The organism is Paenibacillus sp. JJ-100 (assembly GCF_948329825.1).
Lineage (GTDB): Bacteria > Bacillota > Bacilli > Paenibacillales > Paenibacillaceae > Paenibacillus.
The window spans coordinates 1-14,286 of sequence record NZ_CAOJCM010000001.1 but is presented as its reverse complement, the minus strand read 5'-3'; the positions used below and the strand labels follow the sequence as shown (position 1 = coordinate 14,286).

The window sequence follows — 14,286 nt, the reverse complement described above, 5'->3', positions numbered from 1 at the left end:
TGCCTATGTCTGATTAGGCACGATCTCTTTTTACATTGCACCTCCATCAATCTCCGCCGCCACCACAAGAGGAACAGCTGGATGAGCTGCAAGAAGAATCGGAAGATGATCCCGAGGAAGATCCAGATCCTCCCGAGGAACTGCTACTGTCAGTACAATGATCCGCATAACAGCTGGAACCGCTTGAGCAGCCACTACCTGACGAAGAACCATAGCCTGCCTTTTCCTGTGGAAGAATTTCCTGCTCCAGTCGGCCCATATGCAACCCATATGTTGCCTCATGATGCATGGAGTAATACACCATGGCGCTAGCCATGACGAGAGCTACATCGCTATTACCGGAAGATGCCGAAGATAGCTCTTCTTCACTTAGCGTTGCCGATCGTTGTAGCTGATCAATCAAGTAGTTAATCACCTGCGCAGCTTCAGGATTTTCCTTCATGCGTCTGGCATGAAACAGTTCATTCACCAGTTCAGATCGATCTCCCTGTGCGATCAGCTTCTGTACATCACTGGATAATGGGTAGGCGAAGAAATCACCCCAGATTGCAGCACTGTAGGGAGTGAACTCGAATAATTGACAGTACACCCAATCAAACCATGCACGTGCTCCTGGCGTTTCGCGGCGGGTAATTGCCGGCTCATGGTGTACCGTGGAACCCATAAATTCTGCACAAAAGTCAGCGTAAGATTTCGTAAACATCAGCATCTCATGCCACAAATCATCTACCTCATCACTGAACATAGGCACCTGCTTAAGTAATGAAGCCATAATGAAGTATCGCTTCAGCTCTATCAGTTTCCATCGATACTCCGCCGGCTTCATGTAAGGATGTTCCTGCTGCATTCGGGTCTTGAGTTTGTTTGCAAAATGCTTATTGTAGCTCTTTTCCAATTGCAGAATGGTTTGTGTATAGGAGACTTCTTCTCGAAGTCCAAGATTTAATGGTGCTTTTTTTCGTCTGTATGTAACTTTCGTCTGTCTCCTGCGTCTTCCTGCCGGGCGGAAAATCCTGAGCTTACGTCGAACCAAAAATACGGCGATAACCAATAAAATTGCTGCGATGTAGTAGATCGGCATAATAAAGCCTCTCCTCTCCGTTGATCATTTCTTTGTATGGGTCGAACTCCCATTAGTATAAAGGACGACCAGCAACTATTAAAGAGCCCTTTGGCATACATGCCAGGGCTCTAGATTTATAGATTTCGTTGTTGCTCATCGTTATGAAGTGGCTATGATTATACTGGTTATAAGCATTACGATCGTGACGTTCGCCCAGATTCTCCGTTCCCATACACTTCTCGTGATCAGATTCAAAATCGTACCAAGAGTCATATACGCGACGATAAACCAGATCGCTATATCCGCAAATGCAGACCATTCAGGTAATAATAATCCAGATTTACTTAAGACTATGATACCGATGAATGCCAATATGGCGATCTGAAACAAGCAGGCGAAGCGCATGGCTATAGGGTATTTCCCGGGAAACTTCCCACCCATTGCATATTCTCCCCACGGCACACCTGCAGCTAAGGCCATCTGGAAGAGGATGACGATCAGAATGAGGACGGTGAATATGATTGCTGACGTTAATACGATCAGGACCACGCCCCTATCTTTATAGTATCTGTTCTTCTGCTAATTTCTTGGAACGTCCAGTATATAATCAATCAGCCCCCTTCGGTGGATTCAATACTCCTTATGACGGATCATGCAGCTGCTGGTCTCTTTCATGTGTTTGTTCTCTATATCATATTGGAGATGGGCCTGAATCATACTTTACCGTATTCACCCATCTTCAACAACAGAGAATATTACAGACACAACCCATGTTTCCTCCCAGAACTCGTCAATAAGTTCATTCATATATTGCTCTTCGTTATGACTCTTTCAAAGTCTTCCATAGATACGTCATAATTCCCGCATCTACTTCATCCCAAATTAGGTTCTCATCATCTTCATCGTATTCAGGCCAAAAATCATATTATAATCAATGAAGTGATTCTCTTAATAGGTTATCCCCCCTCTCAATCTAAGGAATTGCAAATAACGCAACCCAAAGAGGAAAGATAGACTCCATGTTCTTTGCATTTTGGATAACCTACAGGAATTGTTGGTTCATAATCATCCTCATCGTCAATTGAGGTCCATTCTATGTAATGTTGTTCATTAACATGGTTTTGGTTGAACGACTCAATCATGTTGACGAAATGATTAAGAGTCCTATGGGTCCACTCCTCACCAGGCTCATAATCTAAGATGTGCCACTGGGTTCTATTTCTTGCTCCATGAATCATACTCAACATAAACTGCTTCATCGATTCAACATCAATATCCAACCATGGCATCTCTTCAAGACCGAATCCTACCGTCCCACGCCCAACCGCATTCTGATCTCTCTGCGCTAGCCAAATCACAAATTCCTTTTCCCGGTCTGTCTCAGCAATATGTGAACCATTGAGTACTAAAATTTCGATAAACACGGAAGTTGCTGTATTGGTCATAGGCGTTATAGGAAACATCGTTCCTTCCAGGGTCTGCCTCACTCTTCCTCTACGAGAATATCAGCACAGCGAACAATCCATTCAGGCATATTTTCTCCATCATATAGAACATGAAGCTCATATCCATTATCGATCCGATACAGCTCTTGATACAGCCAGTAACTGCCTACAATATCACCTTATTGCTTGATGATTTGGGGTGCAACCAGCATGAGTTTATTCACATTGGTGAAGCCTCCACGGCTGTCAAAGCGAATGACAACGTCGTCCCCTGTCAGCAGTTCCGTCACTGTACAATCATGAAATTGAACCCGGCTCTGTATTTCATCTGGAATATCCTGTGCCGCAATGACTTCCCTGTTTTATTTCAATACCCGATCCATCAGTTTCGTATTTTCTGCGCTCTGTTTCTTCAGTTGACGCATAACTTCTCTCGTGCAATACCCTAACGTAAACACTCGGATATCTGCAATCTGATCATAGATTCCTCTTGGTAAACGCTTCACCTGGTCTTGGAAACTGCACTCCATCATTTCTTTGAATTCTTCTTTGCATTTCTTCTCGTCAAATGGAGGACGGGCATCATACTCTGCAATGAGCTTCTCGATATGCGGCATATGATACACCATCTGGTCCTCTTCGCCCACCTCTCCCCCACTGAAAGCTGTGTCTAAGCTTATGAACACTTCACCATCTCGCTCTAGCATAAAACGGGGTCCAGATCATATAGTTCGTGTTCCAGATTCACACGCTCTTTTTCCTTTTCTTTTATACAACCGCAGAAAAAGATTCTCATCCAATTCATAAGCTCCGCTATGCACCCTCATCCCAAAATGAAGTCCGGTCTGCTGACACAGTTCATACCATTCTTTCGTTAGATATCTCATGTGCATCTCTCCAGTTGATTTACTATACTAAAAATAAACGAACAGTCCTACATTAATGTTTGGAAAAATTTGTGCTTCACTTCTATTTGATGACGTGCTGCCCACTCACTTAGTTCATCTAAAGCTGCGTTTTCCTGGCTTTTTTCAAAATAGGCTATGTTAAATTCTAATGTTGATATTTGACCATAAGAAAACCGCCTTCGTTGAAAAGGCGGTTTATTGCTATCGTACCCGTTAGGTTAACGTTTATTTGAGGTCAAAGCTGATTGAAATAAACGTCTTGCAAATTTCACAACAACACTCCGTGGTAAAAACCGGGGTAATTGGGCCATTAAATAATTATTTTTTCCAGCTATTATGTAACCTCTGTCTTTTTCTACCGCCCTAAATGCTGCATTTACAACATCAATTGGCTCCATCCGTTTGCTTTTCAAATTCGCAGAACCCGATACAGCATGAAATGAACTCTTCGTTTCTCCTGGACACAATGCAACGATACGTAGTCCACTATCTCTATATTCTGCCCATAAGGCTTCCGTAAACGATAGGACATACGCTTTTGTTGCACCGTATGCAGCCATATACGGTACCGGCTGAAATGCTGTCATCGAAGAAACATTGATAATAACACCTTCATTTCGCTTAATCATAGAGCCAATAAATTTATGAGTCAATTCAGTTAAGGAAGTTATATTTAATTGGATCTCTTGATTCAAACGTGCAGCAGGAATTTCATTGAAGATCCCCAAAGTTCCAAATCCAGCATTATTGATTAGAATATTTACCTCCAATCCTAAACTTTCAACTTTTTGTTGCACTATTTCAGCTGCATTCCCAGCTGAAAGATCAACCGGGAGAGAAACAGCTTTAATTGAATATTCCTTTTGTAGTTTTTTTGCAATTTCATTGAGCGGTTTTTCTGACCGAGCAACTAATATCAAATTGCATCCTTTTTTGGCGAGCTCCTTTGCGAAAACCTCCCCTATTCCTGATGAAGCCCCTGTGACGAGGGCTGTTTTATTTGCATAATTCATATATGCAGCCTCCAATTTAGTTTTATATTAATCAAATGATTAATCATTTAATTATTATGTTTAAATAAAAAGCTTTCTTCATTGGATCAAAAAGAAAGCCTTTTATATTTTATTCATGTACTTTTGCAGGGTCATCTAATAAACTTTCAGCTTTTTGTACTAACATTTTAAGTCGCTCAATAACCGTGTCACCAAAAGTAAGATTGTAATAAACCTCGGTTCTTTCCTTTGTTGAATTCAGAATACCTGCTTGCTTAAGAATTCTCAAATGATGGGAGACTGCTGGTCTTGACAGATGAGATTTCTCAACAACTTGTGCAACATTCATTCGTTTTACTAACATAAACATCATTAAAATATCTTGTCTAATAGGATCTGCCATCGCCTTAAAAATCTCTGTGGATTGACGAATCTCTTGCAGAAGAGCATGTTTCTTTTCCAACAATTCGCTCGGTATATCTATACTACTCTGATCAATTTCCATGTTTACACCTCAATAAATTCAAACGATTAAATATTTGATTACTTTGTTATTATAAAAGGTTACACTTTAAAACGCAAGACTGCTGGAAAAGATATTATAATACTAATCTGCCCGTTAGCTTAACAAGAATAAGCAAAAGCCGAAGTTTGGTGTTCATGTCGGTCACAGTAAACAGGCACGATTTGACCAACATATTTTTCTTGTTCGATGCGGTATTCTCATATTCCTTGCTGTCTAAGTAACGAAACCACGCCAAGTAATTCTGCAAATACTTTGTTGCAACACCATTGAAACGATCCATCCATTTCTTCAACCGACTGTGGTAGCTGTTTTCGTTTTGGATATGGTACACGCCTTTCACACGTTGTTTTCCGTCGGATTTGAATCGGTAATGAGTCATGCCTTTTGAATTCGCATAGGAGCTAAATGCCCTCCATGAATCAGTGCATAACACGTTTGAGTCAGATAGATGACCACCAATCGTTTCGCCTAATTTTGTAGTCCGAATACGCCCACGCCCAAGTACGCCAGAGTAAGTCATTTTCTGACGGTCACGGGCAACAAGCACGCACACTTGATCGTGACTTATACCACGATATTTCGCTTTGCCGCCACGTTTACGTGGCTTGCGTTACAACGGTACATTGACGTTTAACCTCTCCAGTGCGTGTTCTTACAGCGTACTTTCCAAATCGAACAACAGAATGGTTTTTGCAATGCGGGCAAACTAGTCCATCTTTATGCTTCTGCTCTTGAATTTCATCAATCGCTCGAACTGGAAGTGCCACTCCCTTGGTTCGGGACTGCAAAAAGTAGATAAGTTCTCGCTTACCATTATCGTCCAACGTATCAGCAAGCTTTTTCAGTTCCTTTAAATCCATGGGCAAATCATCTCCGAACAGTTATATCGCCCTCATTATAGAACACTTGTTCGTAATCATCGAATATCAACAACAAAGTTTAACATAGCCTCAAAATAAAAACATAAATCTATAGGGACTAACCGCCGCCCATGGAGTTTGATGCCAATCCGCTTGTAACCCGTGTAGATGCACTCCATTTGAGATGCTTGATATTTCCGATTTTTCGTAGATATCACATAATCGCTTCCCAGCATCATGCTCGGTCTGGTGAAAAAGATCCTTTGATCAGAATAATGATATACGTAAAACAACGCCCATTATCAACAGCATTATGAACTGGAATATAGCGTTGTTGCTAACAGTAAAATTCCGAATATACATAAATTCAACGAACAGCATGGCATTAAATTCAACTTGGCCCGTGGATATGTAGTCGTATATTTGATGAGGTATCCCTCCTATTTAACCTTCCCGTCAATCCGCAGCCATTTGGACGGGGCCTTTTTTACAAAATGCTTTTCAACAAAATCCAAAATGTCATCGATTCCGGGTAATGCCGCATTTTCTTTGGCTTCGTCAAACGTCATCCATTGGTACTCGGTATGTTCATGATTTAACCGGACAGGCTGGCTTTCATCCACATATCCTACGAATACAGGAGCAATATAGATATACTCCTCCATGGGTGAATAATATTGTTCGAATTGGTTGGCAGAGTACAAACGGACTTCCGTAACACCTGTTTCCTCATGGACTTCTCTGAGTGCAGCTTCCCATGCTTTCTCTCCTTTCTCTATCCCACCACCCACATAACACCACTCGTTATGCAACATACGGCCAGCCCGCTTCAGCATCAGTACACGGTATTGATCGTGGCTCTTCTTCAACAGAACTACAGCCACTCCTTCACAACGAATAGGGACTACCTGTTTCATGTGCTCTGCACCATTCACTTTTTCGCCCCCTTTTCTTCAGAATCGAAGTCCTCCAATACCTTGAATTTATCCCCATACACCTTCTCCAGATGCTCTTCTCCCCAATAGCACAGATGGTCCAGGGCAGGCTTGAGTCCCCAACCGTAGGCGGTTAACTCATATTCTACTTTGGGAGGAACCTCCGAATACACCTTGCGCTGCACGATCTCATCCTTTTCCAGACCTCTGAGCTGAGTGGTCAGCATCTTCTGCGTAATGTCAGGGATCAGCCGCCGCAGCTCCGAGGTCCGTTTGCGACCTGTAAACAAATGATAAATAATCAAAGGCTTCCACTTTCCGCCCATCACTTCCAAGGCTGCCTCCACGCCGACCTTATACTTTTTGGGAGCGTCCGTTTGTCCATGTTCCGTCACCGTTGTTCCCTCCTTCATCAAGTTATGACTAATCTATAAACATGATCTTCATGCTTCTTTCCTCTAACTTATTTATACTCTTACTTTCTCTCTTCTCTTTATCCGTAATTTAAGCCCATTTCGAGGCATCTATTTAGGGTACTTTGATGTTCCTATAGCACTTCATTCTTCCTATAGAACATCAAAGTGCGTACTTCCAGATGTTCTCATCTCTGTTTATAATAGCATCAGCCATCGATTCATGGCTACAAAACCGCAATCCAGAAAGGTAGTGAAAGATAAGATGAACGTGCTCGTTGTCGTGTCCCACCCAAGAAAAGATTCCTTGACCTTTCAAGTGGCTGATCGTTTTGTACAAGGTCTTACCAAGGCTGGTCACGGTTATGAGATATTGGATTTGCATGGGATTGGGTTCGATCCGATTCTACGTGACATGGATGAACCGGACTATACCCAAGAAAAACAGGTATTCTCGCCTGAGGTTGAAACGGAGATGGAACGATTGAAGAAGTACGATGCTGTCGCTTTTGTGTTTCCTCTCTGGTGGTGGCATCTGCCAGCCATGCTGAAAGGCTATGTGGATCGTGTTATGAACAACGGATTTGCCTACGGTGCGAACCAACTTCCTCATCAGCAGATATTGTGGATCGCTCTTTCGGGCGTAACGGAAGAACAGATGCAAAAGCGCAACTATGGTCAATCTATCGCCAATCTGCTCAATGTGGGGATTGCCGATTATTGCGGCGTGTCCCAATCAAGGGTCGAATTTTTATATGAAACGTTGGAAGCCAAGCCTGAGCATTATGAGACACTGCTGAACCAGGCGCATCACTTGGGACTGAATTATGCCACTTATACCTCTACGCTATAACGGTATTACGGCTTAAATCATCTTATGCATTGATATAAAGTCTGAAAACCTGTTTCAATCTCTGTAGCTTAAGGTCTTCTAAGTAGAAAATAGATCATGTTGACCAGCACGCTAACCTTCTCGCGTTTATGGTAAGAGAAGCACTTCGCTTGTATACGACAAAAAGGTCGCTCCGAAGAGCGACCCTGCCTGCGTGTTTGCATTATTTTACTGTCGAGAGAAGAAACCTCTCCAGCATAGTGATATCGGTAATGCTATGGTTGCAAGCCGCATGATCCATGCATACGTACTGCCCAATGGAAGAAAAGTTATCCGGCGAATGAGCCTTGGTCTTCACGTTGAAGAATCCGAGCTCCTGGTGACGATGACAGAACATGCAGTACCCTTTCTTGTTCGCGGCTGTAATCCGTCCCTCAATACCAAGGAATCTGCCTTCGTACGGGTACACGATGAACAAGCGGCTCGTCGCAATGTCCGTCCATCTCAGATAGGTTGTATGTGCATAATCGATGGATTCGAGATCGGGCACTTTGAGCTTCTTGGCTTTCGGGAACAGCTTTTGAATCTGCTTGGCAGATACCTCTGGGAATGCAATCAGATGACCTTCAAGCTGGTTCAAATACTGCTGCACGTCATGCAGCGTATTATACGTGGATAGCTGCTCCAGCAGCTGTTTCTGCTCTAGCGTCAGTTCCTGGAAGAGGCCAACGGCATTCGTACTGACGGTATACCGGACCGTATCCAACACTTTGGGGTCCACGACCGAGCGCAGCGTTTTCAGCAGAAATTCGGCTTGTTTATAAATATAGTTATATTGATGATTCTGAATAAATGGTGTTTGCATGGCTTTCAGCCCCTTATTTATAGTGGTCAAGCAAATAAGGTGCAAAGCCTGCGGGTTGAACCATGATGTTGTTGTCTTCAGGGCACACGATCTCATTTTATCGCGCCCTACACAAAGTCCGCCCCTATTCAGGCTTTGCGTAAGGCTTTCTAGCGAACGAGCAATCCGGCATCATCCATATTGCCACGTCATAACCCCCAATACAGTCGATATACGGAAATTATAGCAGGACAGTATAGTGTAGGCAACGAGCTTCGTTCCCTCAATTCAAAAATAACTTCTCCCCCAACTTAAATGCCAATATCATCTACTTCATCCTCTGAAATCAAGGTATGACTTGCTCCCGGATCAATGACTATATTATTAATCCAATCTTTTTCTTTCTGTTAATATAGATTGTTAGTTTAGTAAAGCTATAAAATATAAACTTCGAAAATTTCACAAAACATCATTGACAATTTAGAGATCAATAGGTAAAAATAGTAATTGTATCAAGATTCAACATAAGGAAAATAGTAGAAATAATTTCAACGATACTTCCGCTAATAACATCCTTTAAAGAGCCGAGATTTATAGAGATTCTTATTCGGGAGTAGCTTGAATTCATAGGTGGTGATTAATGAAAGTTCATTCAATATTTAAAAGTTCTTTCAAAGCACTATCATAGTTTATCCATTATGAAAAACTAGGAGGAATAACATTCATGTTGAAAATGTTCAAATCCGTATTTGTCTCATGCTGCATGGTATCGATTCTAACAATTCCACTTGCAAGTAACGCCTTTGCAACTGACACGGTTAAGACCATCAGTGCATCTGACAGTATATTGCCTGCCGTTGTCTCTGATTATGTTGACGCAATCAATAACAAAGACTGGGATTCGTTTGTTCAATCTTATTCGCCCGATCGACAACAATTTTATCAAGGATTTCCAAGTAAAGAACAAGAAGAAAATAAGACCGGTATTTTATCTGTAGAATCTATCAATGTATTCGAGGCTAAAAAACTCCCTTCCAACAATATACTAAAAGTAGAGCCCTATTTTGCTGACATCAGCTCAGCATATACGGATATCGGATATTACTATGTAGGATTTAATTATACAGTCAACAAAGAAAGTGAATTCTTCTACAATGGTGTTAAATATGAGTTAATTGCAACAGGGAATCTAAATGGACAAGAATATATTATTGGTCACGAAAATGTTTATAATATTGATGAGCTTAAAGCTCTTGGTTATGCCTTTAATTCAACAGCTGAGCAAAAAGCCAACAACGTAGTTAAAGAACGAGAACAAGGCAATATTGTAAACTTTGAGAGTAAATCTATCGAGCAAACCACTATTAATGAAGATGCGCAACATACAGAATTAAATCAAACAGTAGAAGAAAATACTATAGATCTCAATCAGGATCTTCCTGAAACGACTACAATTAAGAAACCACGAGAACAATTGAATCTGGAAAAGGCTAAGAACGGAAGTAACGCTCAAAGTAATTCGGACGATATCCGACCTCTAAGTGCTACGAGTACGCCATCAACATTTAAATTGTATATTACTAGTTCCAAAACAATCACTAATATCGGATTTGACACTTACGCTAAGAATGTATTGCCAAACGAGTGGTACGGATCATGGAAATCAGAGTCATTGAAAGCTGGAGCAGTAACAATTAAGACATATGCATGGTATAACGCCACTTATCCAAGAAAACCTGCAACAGATTATGGGGCACACTTGACAGACCGCTGGCAAAATTACCAACACTACGTTCCAAATTCTGGTCAAACAACTACAAACAATGCCGTTAATGCTGTATCAGGAATTTTCATGGTCAATTCTAATGGCAAAGTTTTTGACGCTCAGTATAGAGCAGGAACAGAAGGGGATATTGGTACAGCTTGGGGTGGAGTGTTAAGTCAATGGGGCACACAATATATTGCACAAAATTACCCAGAGTATGACTACTACACTATACTAAGCTATTATTACAGTTTTTCTGATAAAAGTAGTGGATACATCCAAACTGGGAACTATTGATCATTTAGTTCAGATCAAAAACGTCAAACGTAACGTTTGGCGTTTTTTTTGGAATTTCATTTAATTTTTTCTATAATATAAATTATTCATTCAAAATTATAGAAGGAGGTGATGGTAATGACAAAAAAAGCATTCTACCTGCTTCTTTTTTTCCTTCTTCTTCTCACTGCATGTACTTCAGAAGATTCTGCGAAAAATAATGAGACTAAGGATGTTCAAAGAAATGAATCTGCACCTGTGATCACGAGTATTAAGACTAACTTCCCTGAAAATGAAGGTTGGGTCGTAGTCCCTGCAAACAGTACTGATTTAACTGTCACTGTAGAGGCGACCAACGCGGAAACACTTCTTTTCTGGTCCGTTCCAACAGGGACAGAGACGTGGGGAGAAAGAGAACTAATCGGATATGATACCAACGGAAACGATGGTTGGAAAATAACGTGGAATATTGCGGGTAAGTCATTACACAATCGTCTAGTGGTTCAAGCATTAGGAAGTGATGGGAAAACGATCACTGATGAAACGATAAATATTACGAATGAGTAAGTTTGATTTAGATCATAGTTAAGGAAGATATAATTAACAATGGATGCCCACTGTAGGTGATCGTCCATTGTTAATTATCCAGTTGTCTCTGAACTATTTAATCTTGGAAAGCAGCTTCTCTTTTTTTGTTCAAATTCATATAAGGCATGGCGTACAGTGCTCCGAAGACCATCTCAGATCTTGAGGGATGTCCGGCGAACGCTGGGCCAAGGACGCATGTCCGCAGTGTGAATATTATGAAGATGTCGGTGTCTTCTTAGATTAACTTCAAAAAATCTTTTTTTTTGTTTTAAAGTTTGATTGTAACATTATATTCGTTAAGCACTTCTAAAATCTTCTCAATTATTTCGCATTTATCAGCAAATCCATTGATTTCAATCGTAAAAGGTGGTTTCACACCAAAGCCTCCACACAAGCAATCTGACAAGCTGTCCAGACATCCGCCGAAGTAACCTCCAGGACCATTGATGGATTCACCCAGCGCAAAATAAAAAGAAATCTTATCTGTGATATATCGACCATCAACATAATAAATTTGATTACTTATGTCCTGAATATTACTGGAGATTTTACATCGATTTCTGATTATCTCCATCCAGATCTCGCGCTGGTGGTTAGTAAATTGAGACCAAATATTTTTTTGTTTTAACTCTCTACCAAGATCCCAGAGTCTTAGACTTTCCATAGAAAGAGCAATTGGAAGATAACCAGCAATATTAACATCTCGCCCATCTTTTAAATCTGATGAGGTAAATACTTTCTTAGTATTCAATACAAAATAATAATCACCTATCTTATTACCACAATGATCTAAAATAAGTATGTATAAATTACTTACGGGATACTTTCGGTTTGAACAAATCTTTTTAAACTCAGGGCTGAAATGAAAATTAATAAAACGGAGATCGTAGTAATCCTCATCCGCAGTTTCACTAATGTTTGTTTCTAATAATCCACCAATATTATCACAATGTCCGATAATTATACTGCCATCCTCGTCGAATAGACTATATTTGAAATTCATAGATTTACTCCTATGTATATGCATTAATTATGGGTTTACTCTTTACGCTGATTTCATATAACGTTCTGATATTCACGAACTCGAGAGCCTTAAGAGAGCGAAGTGAACGGTCGAAGACTTAGGCTCGTAGGGTTGCTGCTGAATATGCTTCCGTGAAAATCCTCGGTCCGGACCAAGGGAGCTTCAGCTCGCGCAGCCTGAACACTGTGTTATTGTGATGTCTCCACCTTCTTCGAGATCCCTTAGGGATACTATTGGATTCCTGCTGTTCTATATGTTTTGTTGATCTCTTTTTCGTAGTCTTCCCATTTAAAATAAAATGGTCCTATATCAATTGTTTTATTATCTGGTTCTAGTTTAAAATCCCTCCAGATAATCAATTCATCTTCTCTTTCAATAAAGACTGAAATAAAACCACATTCTTCATCACCGCACCATGGGCAAACTAATATTGGATATCTATAGTACAAGTATGGATGAGTCTCTTTAAGTAAAAAGTAATCAATCATTTGCCTTTGCCACTCTTCACTTCCCCATCCAAGGGAAGGAACTAAATCATGCTGTTTAAGTGTCTGATAAAGCGATTTCTCATCAATAATCAGATCAGCAAATTTTGTATTTTTATTACCTTCTTTATCTGGATCTAGATCATTAAAGCGACTTGCAAGTTTTGTTTGTAATCGATTGATTGGTTTCATTTTTCTCCTTTTGACTTGTAGGGATTTCACATAACGTTATCGTATTCACGACGTCCCACCGACTTAAGGCTCCGCCAGGAGCCGGCCGCGATGCGGTTAGTCGGTGCGGATGTGTCCGGCTGAATATGCTTCCTCGAGATTGAAATGCCTCTCCGATTCCACTTCTGACTTCGTATCGGACCGAGGGCGAATTGTCCGATGTGTGAATATTGTGTTTTAAGATGTCCCTGCCTTCTTCGAATCTCTTGACAATTAATCTTCAAAGCTTGATTTATAAGGATTCGCATATATATCAAAATGTATTTCAGCATCAAGCATATTAGCTAACTTTATAAATTGCTTATTAATATATGTAGCCGGTGTTTCACCTTCATTAATAATCATTACAATCATAAAAAGACATTGCAACTTAAACTCTTTGCAAAGTTCTATTATCGTGTGCTCTTTATTGTTCAGTTGGTTTATCACTTGATTTATTTGATCATTTATATCGTAGGTTTCTTCATAGTTTGTTCCAATTTCCCATATGGTCTCTTTCCTGTACATTGTTTTAATACGTCTTATATTTGGATTTTCAGGTATCAATTCACCTTTATAATATGAACAAGTTGGCTTTAAACCTAAAAGATCAGATACTAAATCAATCGGAAAATGATCACCAAACATACTAAAGTATACTTTTGAATTTGATTTCTCCAATGTATACACCTCATACTCAGATCAATGTTTACGTAGATTTCATATAACGTTGCTGCATTTCTGACGTTCAAGTGGCTTAAGGTGCAATGCACCGGGTCGTCAGACTTAGCCGGTTGGATGTGTCGCCTGATTCACTTCTCAGAAAATTCCTCTTGGCGACCAAGGAGCGTAGGCGACGATGCAGAAATGTTTTGTTAGGCGATGCGGACAGTTATACCCGAAAAATTCCTGACTTCAGTCTTACGATCTCATAATTATTAGATCTTATATATTCCCATACCGGTTCTCTAAATACTTTATAAGAACTTATTACTTTACTCTTCGGATCTATAGTACATATTCGTTGATTTCCCATATCACAGACGTAAAGAAGTTCATCGTAAAAGTATATACTTTCAGGTAAGTTAAATAAGGTTCCTTCAATGTCTCCTATAGAATA

At 40.4% G+C, this 14,286-nt stretch carries 17 protein-coding genes and 2 pseudogenes; 3 read left to right on the top strand and 16 right to left on the bottom strand.

The annotated features are described in order from the left end of the window. Positions 1–46: 46 nt before the first annotated feature. The 12 genes and pseudogenes from PQG66_RS00085 to PQG66_RS00040 form a co-directional block, all read right to left on the bottom strand. On the bottom strand, positions 47–1,081 hold the full coding sequence (locus PQG66_RS00085) for a hypothetical protein (protein WP_272033780.1): 1,035 nt from the start codon (positions 1,079–1,081) through the stop codon (positions 47–49). Between the two features lie 141 nt (positions 1,082–1,222). Continuing rightward, on the bottom strand, positions 1,223–1,612 hold the full coding sequence (locus PQG66_RS00080) for a hypothetical protein (protein ID WP_272033778.1): 390 nt from the start codon (positions 1,610–1,612) through the stop codon (positions 1,223–1,225). Between the two features lie 257 nt (positions 1,613–1,869). Next, positions 1,870–1,985 (bottom strand): annotated as a pseudogene (locus PQG66_RS25340) (DUF2262 domain-containing protein); the annotation flags it as partial. A 46-nt stretch (positions 1,986–2,031) separates the two neighbouring features. After that, positions 2,032–2,508: a hypothetical protein gene (locus PQG66_RS00075; RefSeq protein ID WP_272033776.1), complete on the bottom strand. Its 477-nt coding sequence runs from the start codon at positions 2,506–2,508 to the stop codon at positions 2,032–2,034. A 38-nt stretch (positions 2,509–2,546) separates the two neighbouring features. After that, entirely contained in the window at positions 2,547–2,681 is a 135-nt protein-coding gene (locus PQG66_RS00070; RefSeq protein ID WP_272036364.1) for a DUF4085 family protein, read from the bottom strand. Between the two features lie 189 nt (positions 2,682–2,870). Further along, a complete protein-coding gene (locus tag PQG66_RS00065) occupies positions 2,871–3,155 on the bottom strand; it encodes a hypothetical protein (protein WP_272033774.1) in 285 nt (94 codons plus the stop codon). Positions 3,156–3,634: 479 nt separating this feature from the next. After that, on the bottom strand, positions 3,635–4,429 hold the full coding sequence (locus tag PQG66_RS00060) for an SDR family NAD(P)-dependent oxidoreductase (RefSeq protein WP_272033772.1): 795 nt from the start codon (positions 4,427–4,429) through the stop codon (positions 3,635–3,637). Positions 4,430–4,538: 109 nt separating this feature from the next. Continuing rightward, complete coding sequence (locus PQG66_RS00055) at positions 4,539–4,913, bottom strand: ArsR/SmtB family transcription factor (protein WP_272033770.1); 375 nt, start codon at positions 4,911–4,913, stop codon at positions 4,539–4,541. 94 nt (positions 4,914–5,007) lie between these two features. Next, positions 5,008–5,544: pseudogene (locus PQG66_RS00050) on the bottom strand (IS1595 family transposase); the annotation flags it as partial. Next, positions 5,531–5,794: a hypothetical protein gene (locus PQG66_RS25335; RefSeq protein ID WP_442954980.1), complete on the bottom strand. Its 264-nt coding sequence runs from the start codon at positions 5,792–5,794 to the stop codon at positions 5,531–5,533. The gene PQG66_RS25335 and the pseudogene PQG66_RS00050, both read right to left, overlap by 14 nt. Before the next feature lie 440 nt (positions 5,795–6,234). Beyond that, positions 6,235–6,711 (bottom strand): NUDIX hydrolase, encoded by a 477-nt coding sequence (locus tag PQG66_RS00045; protein ID WP_272033768.1) that lies wholly within the window; start codon positions 6,709–6,711, stop codon positions 6,235–6,237. A 14-nt stretch (positions 6,712–6,725) separates the two neighbouring features. Then, positions 6,726–7,055, bottom strand: coding sequence for a winged helix-turn-helix transcriptional regulator (locus tag PQG66_RS00040; protein WP_272036362.1), 330 nt, complete (start codon positions 7,053–7,055; stop codon positions 6,726–6,728). Between the two features lie 352 nt (positions 7,056–7,407). Between PQG66_RS00040 and PQG66_RS00035 the strand changes: the two genes are divergently transcribed. After that, on the top strand, positions 7,408–7,995 hold the full coding sequence (locus PQG66_RS00035) for an NAD(P)H oxidoreductase (RefSeq protein WP_272036360.1): 588 nt from the start codon (positions 7,408–7,410) through the stop codon (positions 7,993–7,995). A gap of 202 nt (positions 7,996–8,197) precedes the next feature. Here PQG66_RS00035 and PQG66_RS00030 read toward each other — a convergent pair whose 3' ends face one another. Beyond that, complete coding sequence (locus PQG66_RS00030; protein ID WP_272033766.1) at positions 8,198–8,839, bottom strand: FusB/FusC family EF-G-binding protein; 642 nt, start codon at positions 8,837–8,839, stop codon at positions 8,198–8,200. Between the two features lie 703 nt (positions 8,840–9,542). Between PQG66_RS00030 and PQG66_RS00025 the strand changes: the two genes are divergently transcribed. Next, positions 9,543–10,880, top strand: coding sequence for a SpoIID/LytB domain-containing protein (locus tag PQG66_RS00025; protein ID WP_272033764.1), 1,338 nt, complete (start codon positions 9,543–9,545; stop codon positions 10,878–10,880). Positions 10,881–10,997: 117 nt separating this feature from the next. Then, the gene (locus PQG66_RS00020) at positions 10,998–11,426 is read left to right on the top strand and encodes a hypothetical protein (RefSeq protein WP_272033762.1); all 429 of its coding nucleotides are present in this window, start codon (positions 10,998–11,000) and stop codon (positions 11,424–11,426) included. A 289-nt stretch (positions 11,427–11,715) separates the two neighbouring features. On the opposite strand, the gene PQG66_RS00015 is transcribed toward PQG66_RS00020, so the two are convergent. The 3 genes from PQG66_RS00015 to PQG66_RS00005 all read right to left on the bottom strand — a co-directional run bounded on the left by PQG66_RS00015 (position 11,716) and on the right by PQG66_RS00005 (position 13,847). Further along, a complete protein-coding gene (locus tag PQG66_RS00015) occupies positions 11,716–12,450 on the bottom strand; it encodes a barstar family protein (protein WP_272033758.1) in 735 nt (244 codons plus the stop codon). A 251-nt stretch (positions 12,451–12,701) separates the two neighbouring features. Then, the gene (locus PQG66_RS00010; protein ID WP_272033756.1) at positions 12,702–13,148 is read right to left on the bottom strand and encodes an oxidoreductase; all 447 of its coding nucleotides are present in this window, start codon (positions 13,146–13,148) and stop codon (positions 12,702–12,704) included. Between the two features lie 252 nt (positions 13,149–13,400). Beyond that, positions 13,401–13,847 carry a DUF4279 domain-containing protein gene (locus PQG66_RS00005; RefSeq protein ID WP_272033754.1) on the bottom strand — a complete coding sequence of 149 codons (447 nt, stop codon included), beginning with the start codon at positions 13,845–13,847 and terminating at the stop codon, positions 13,401–13,403. Positions 13,848–14,286: the final 439 nt, after the last annotated feature.

What these genes read in the sequence shown, in the direction of transcription:
- PQG66_RS00030 (WP_272033766.1), bottom strand. Translation starts at nt 8,839, where the DNA reads ATGCAAACACCATTTATTCAGAATCATCAATATAACTATATTTATAAA.
- PQG66_RS00045 (WP_272033768.1), bottom strand. Translation starts at nt 6,711, where the DNA reads ATGAAACAGGTAGTCCCTATTCGTTGTGAAGGAGTGGCTGTAGTTCTG.
- PQG66_RS00075 (WP_272033776.1), bottom strand. Translation starts at nt 2,508, where the DNA reads ATGACCAATACAGCAACTTCCGTGTTTATCGAAATTTTAGTACTCAAT.
- PQG66_RS00020 (WP_272033762.1), top strand. Translation starts at nt 10,998, where the DNA reads ATGACAAAAAAAGCATTCTACCTGCTTCTTTTTTTCCTTCTTCTTCTC.
- PQG66_RS00015 (WP_272033758.1), bottom strand. Translation starts at nt 12,450, where the DNA reads ATGAATTTCAAATATAGTCTATTCGACGAGGATGGCAGTATAATTATC.
- PQG66_RS00055 (WP_272033770.1), bottom strand. Translation starts at nt 4,913, where the DNA reads ATGGAAATTGATCAGAGTAGTATAGATATACCGAGCGAATTGTTGGAA.
- PQG66_RS00040 (WP_272036362.1), bottom strand. Translation starts at nt 7,055, where the DNA reads ATGGGCGGAAAGTGGAAGCCTTTGATTATTTATCATTTGTTTACAGGT.
- PQG66_RS00010 (WP_272033756.1), bottom strand. Translation starts at nt 13,148, where the DNA reads ATGAAACCAATCAATCGATTACAAACAAAACTTGCAAGTCGCTTTAAT.
- PQG66_RS00085 (WP_272033780.1), bottom strand. Translation starts at nt 1,081, where the DNA reads ATGCCGATCTACTACATCGCAGCAATTTTATTGGTTATCGCCGTATTT.
- PQG66_RS00035 (WP_272036360.1), top strand. Translation starts at nt 7,408, where the DNA reads ATGAACGTGCTCGTTGTCGTGTCCCACCCAAGAAAAGATTCCTTGACC.
- PQG66_RS00060 (WP_272033772.1), bottom strand. Translation starts at nt 4,429, where the DNA reads ATGAATTATGCAAATAAAACAGCCCTCGTCACAGGGGCTTCATCAGGA.
- PQG66_RS00025 (WP_272033764.1), top strand. Translation starts at nt 9,543, where the DNA reads ATGTTGAAAATGTTCAAATCCGTATTTGTCTCATGCTGCATGGTATCG.
- PQG66_RS25335 (WP_442954980.1), bottom strand. Translation starts at nt 5,794, where the DNA reads ATGGATTTAAAGGAACTGAAAAAGCTTGCTGATACGTTGGACGATAAT.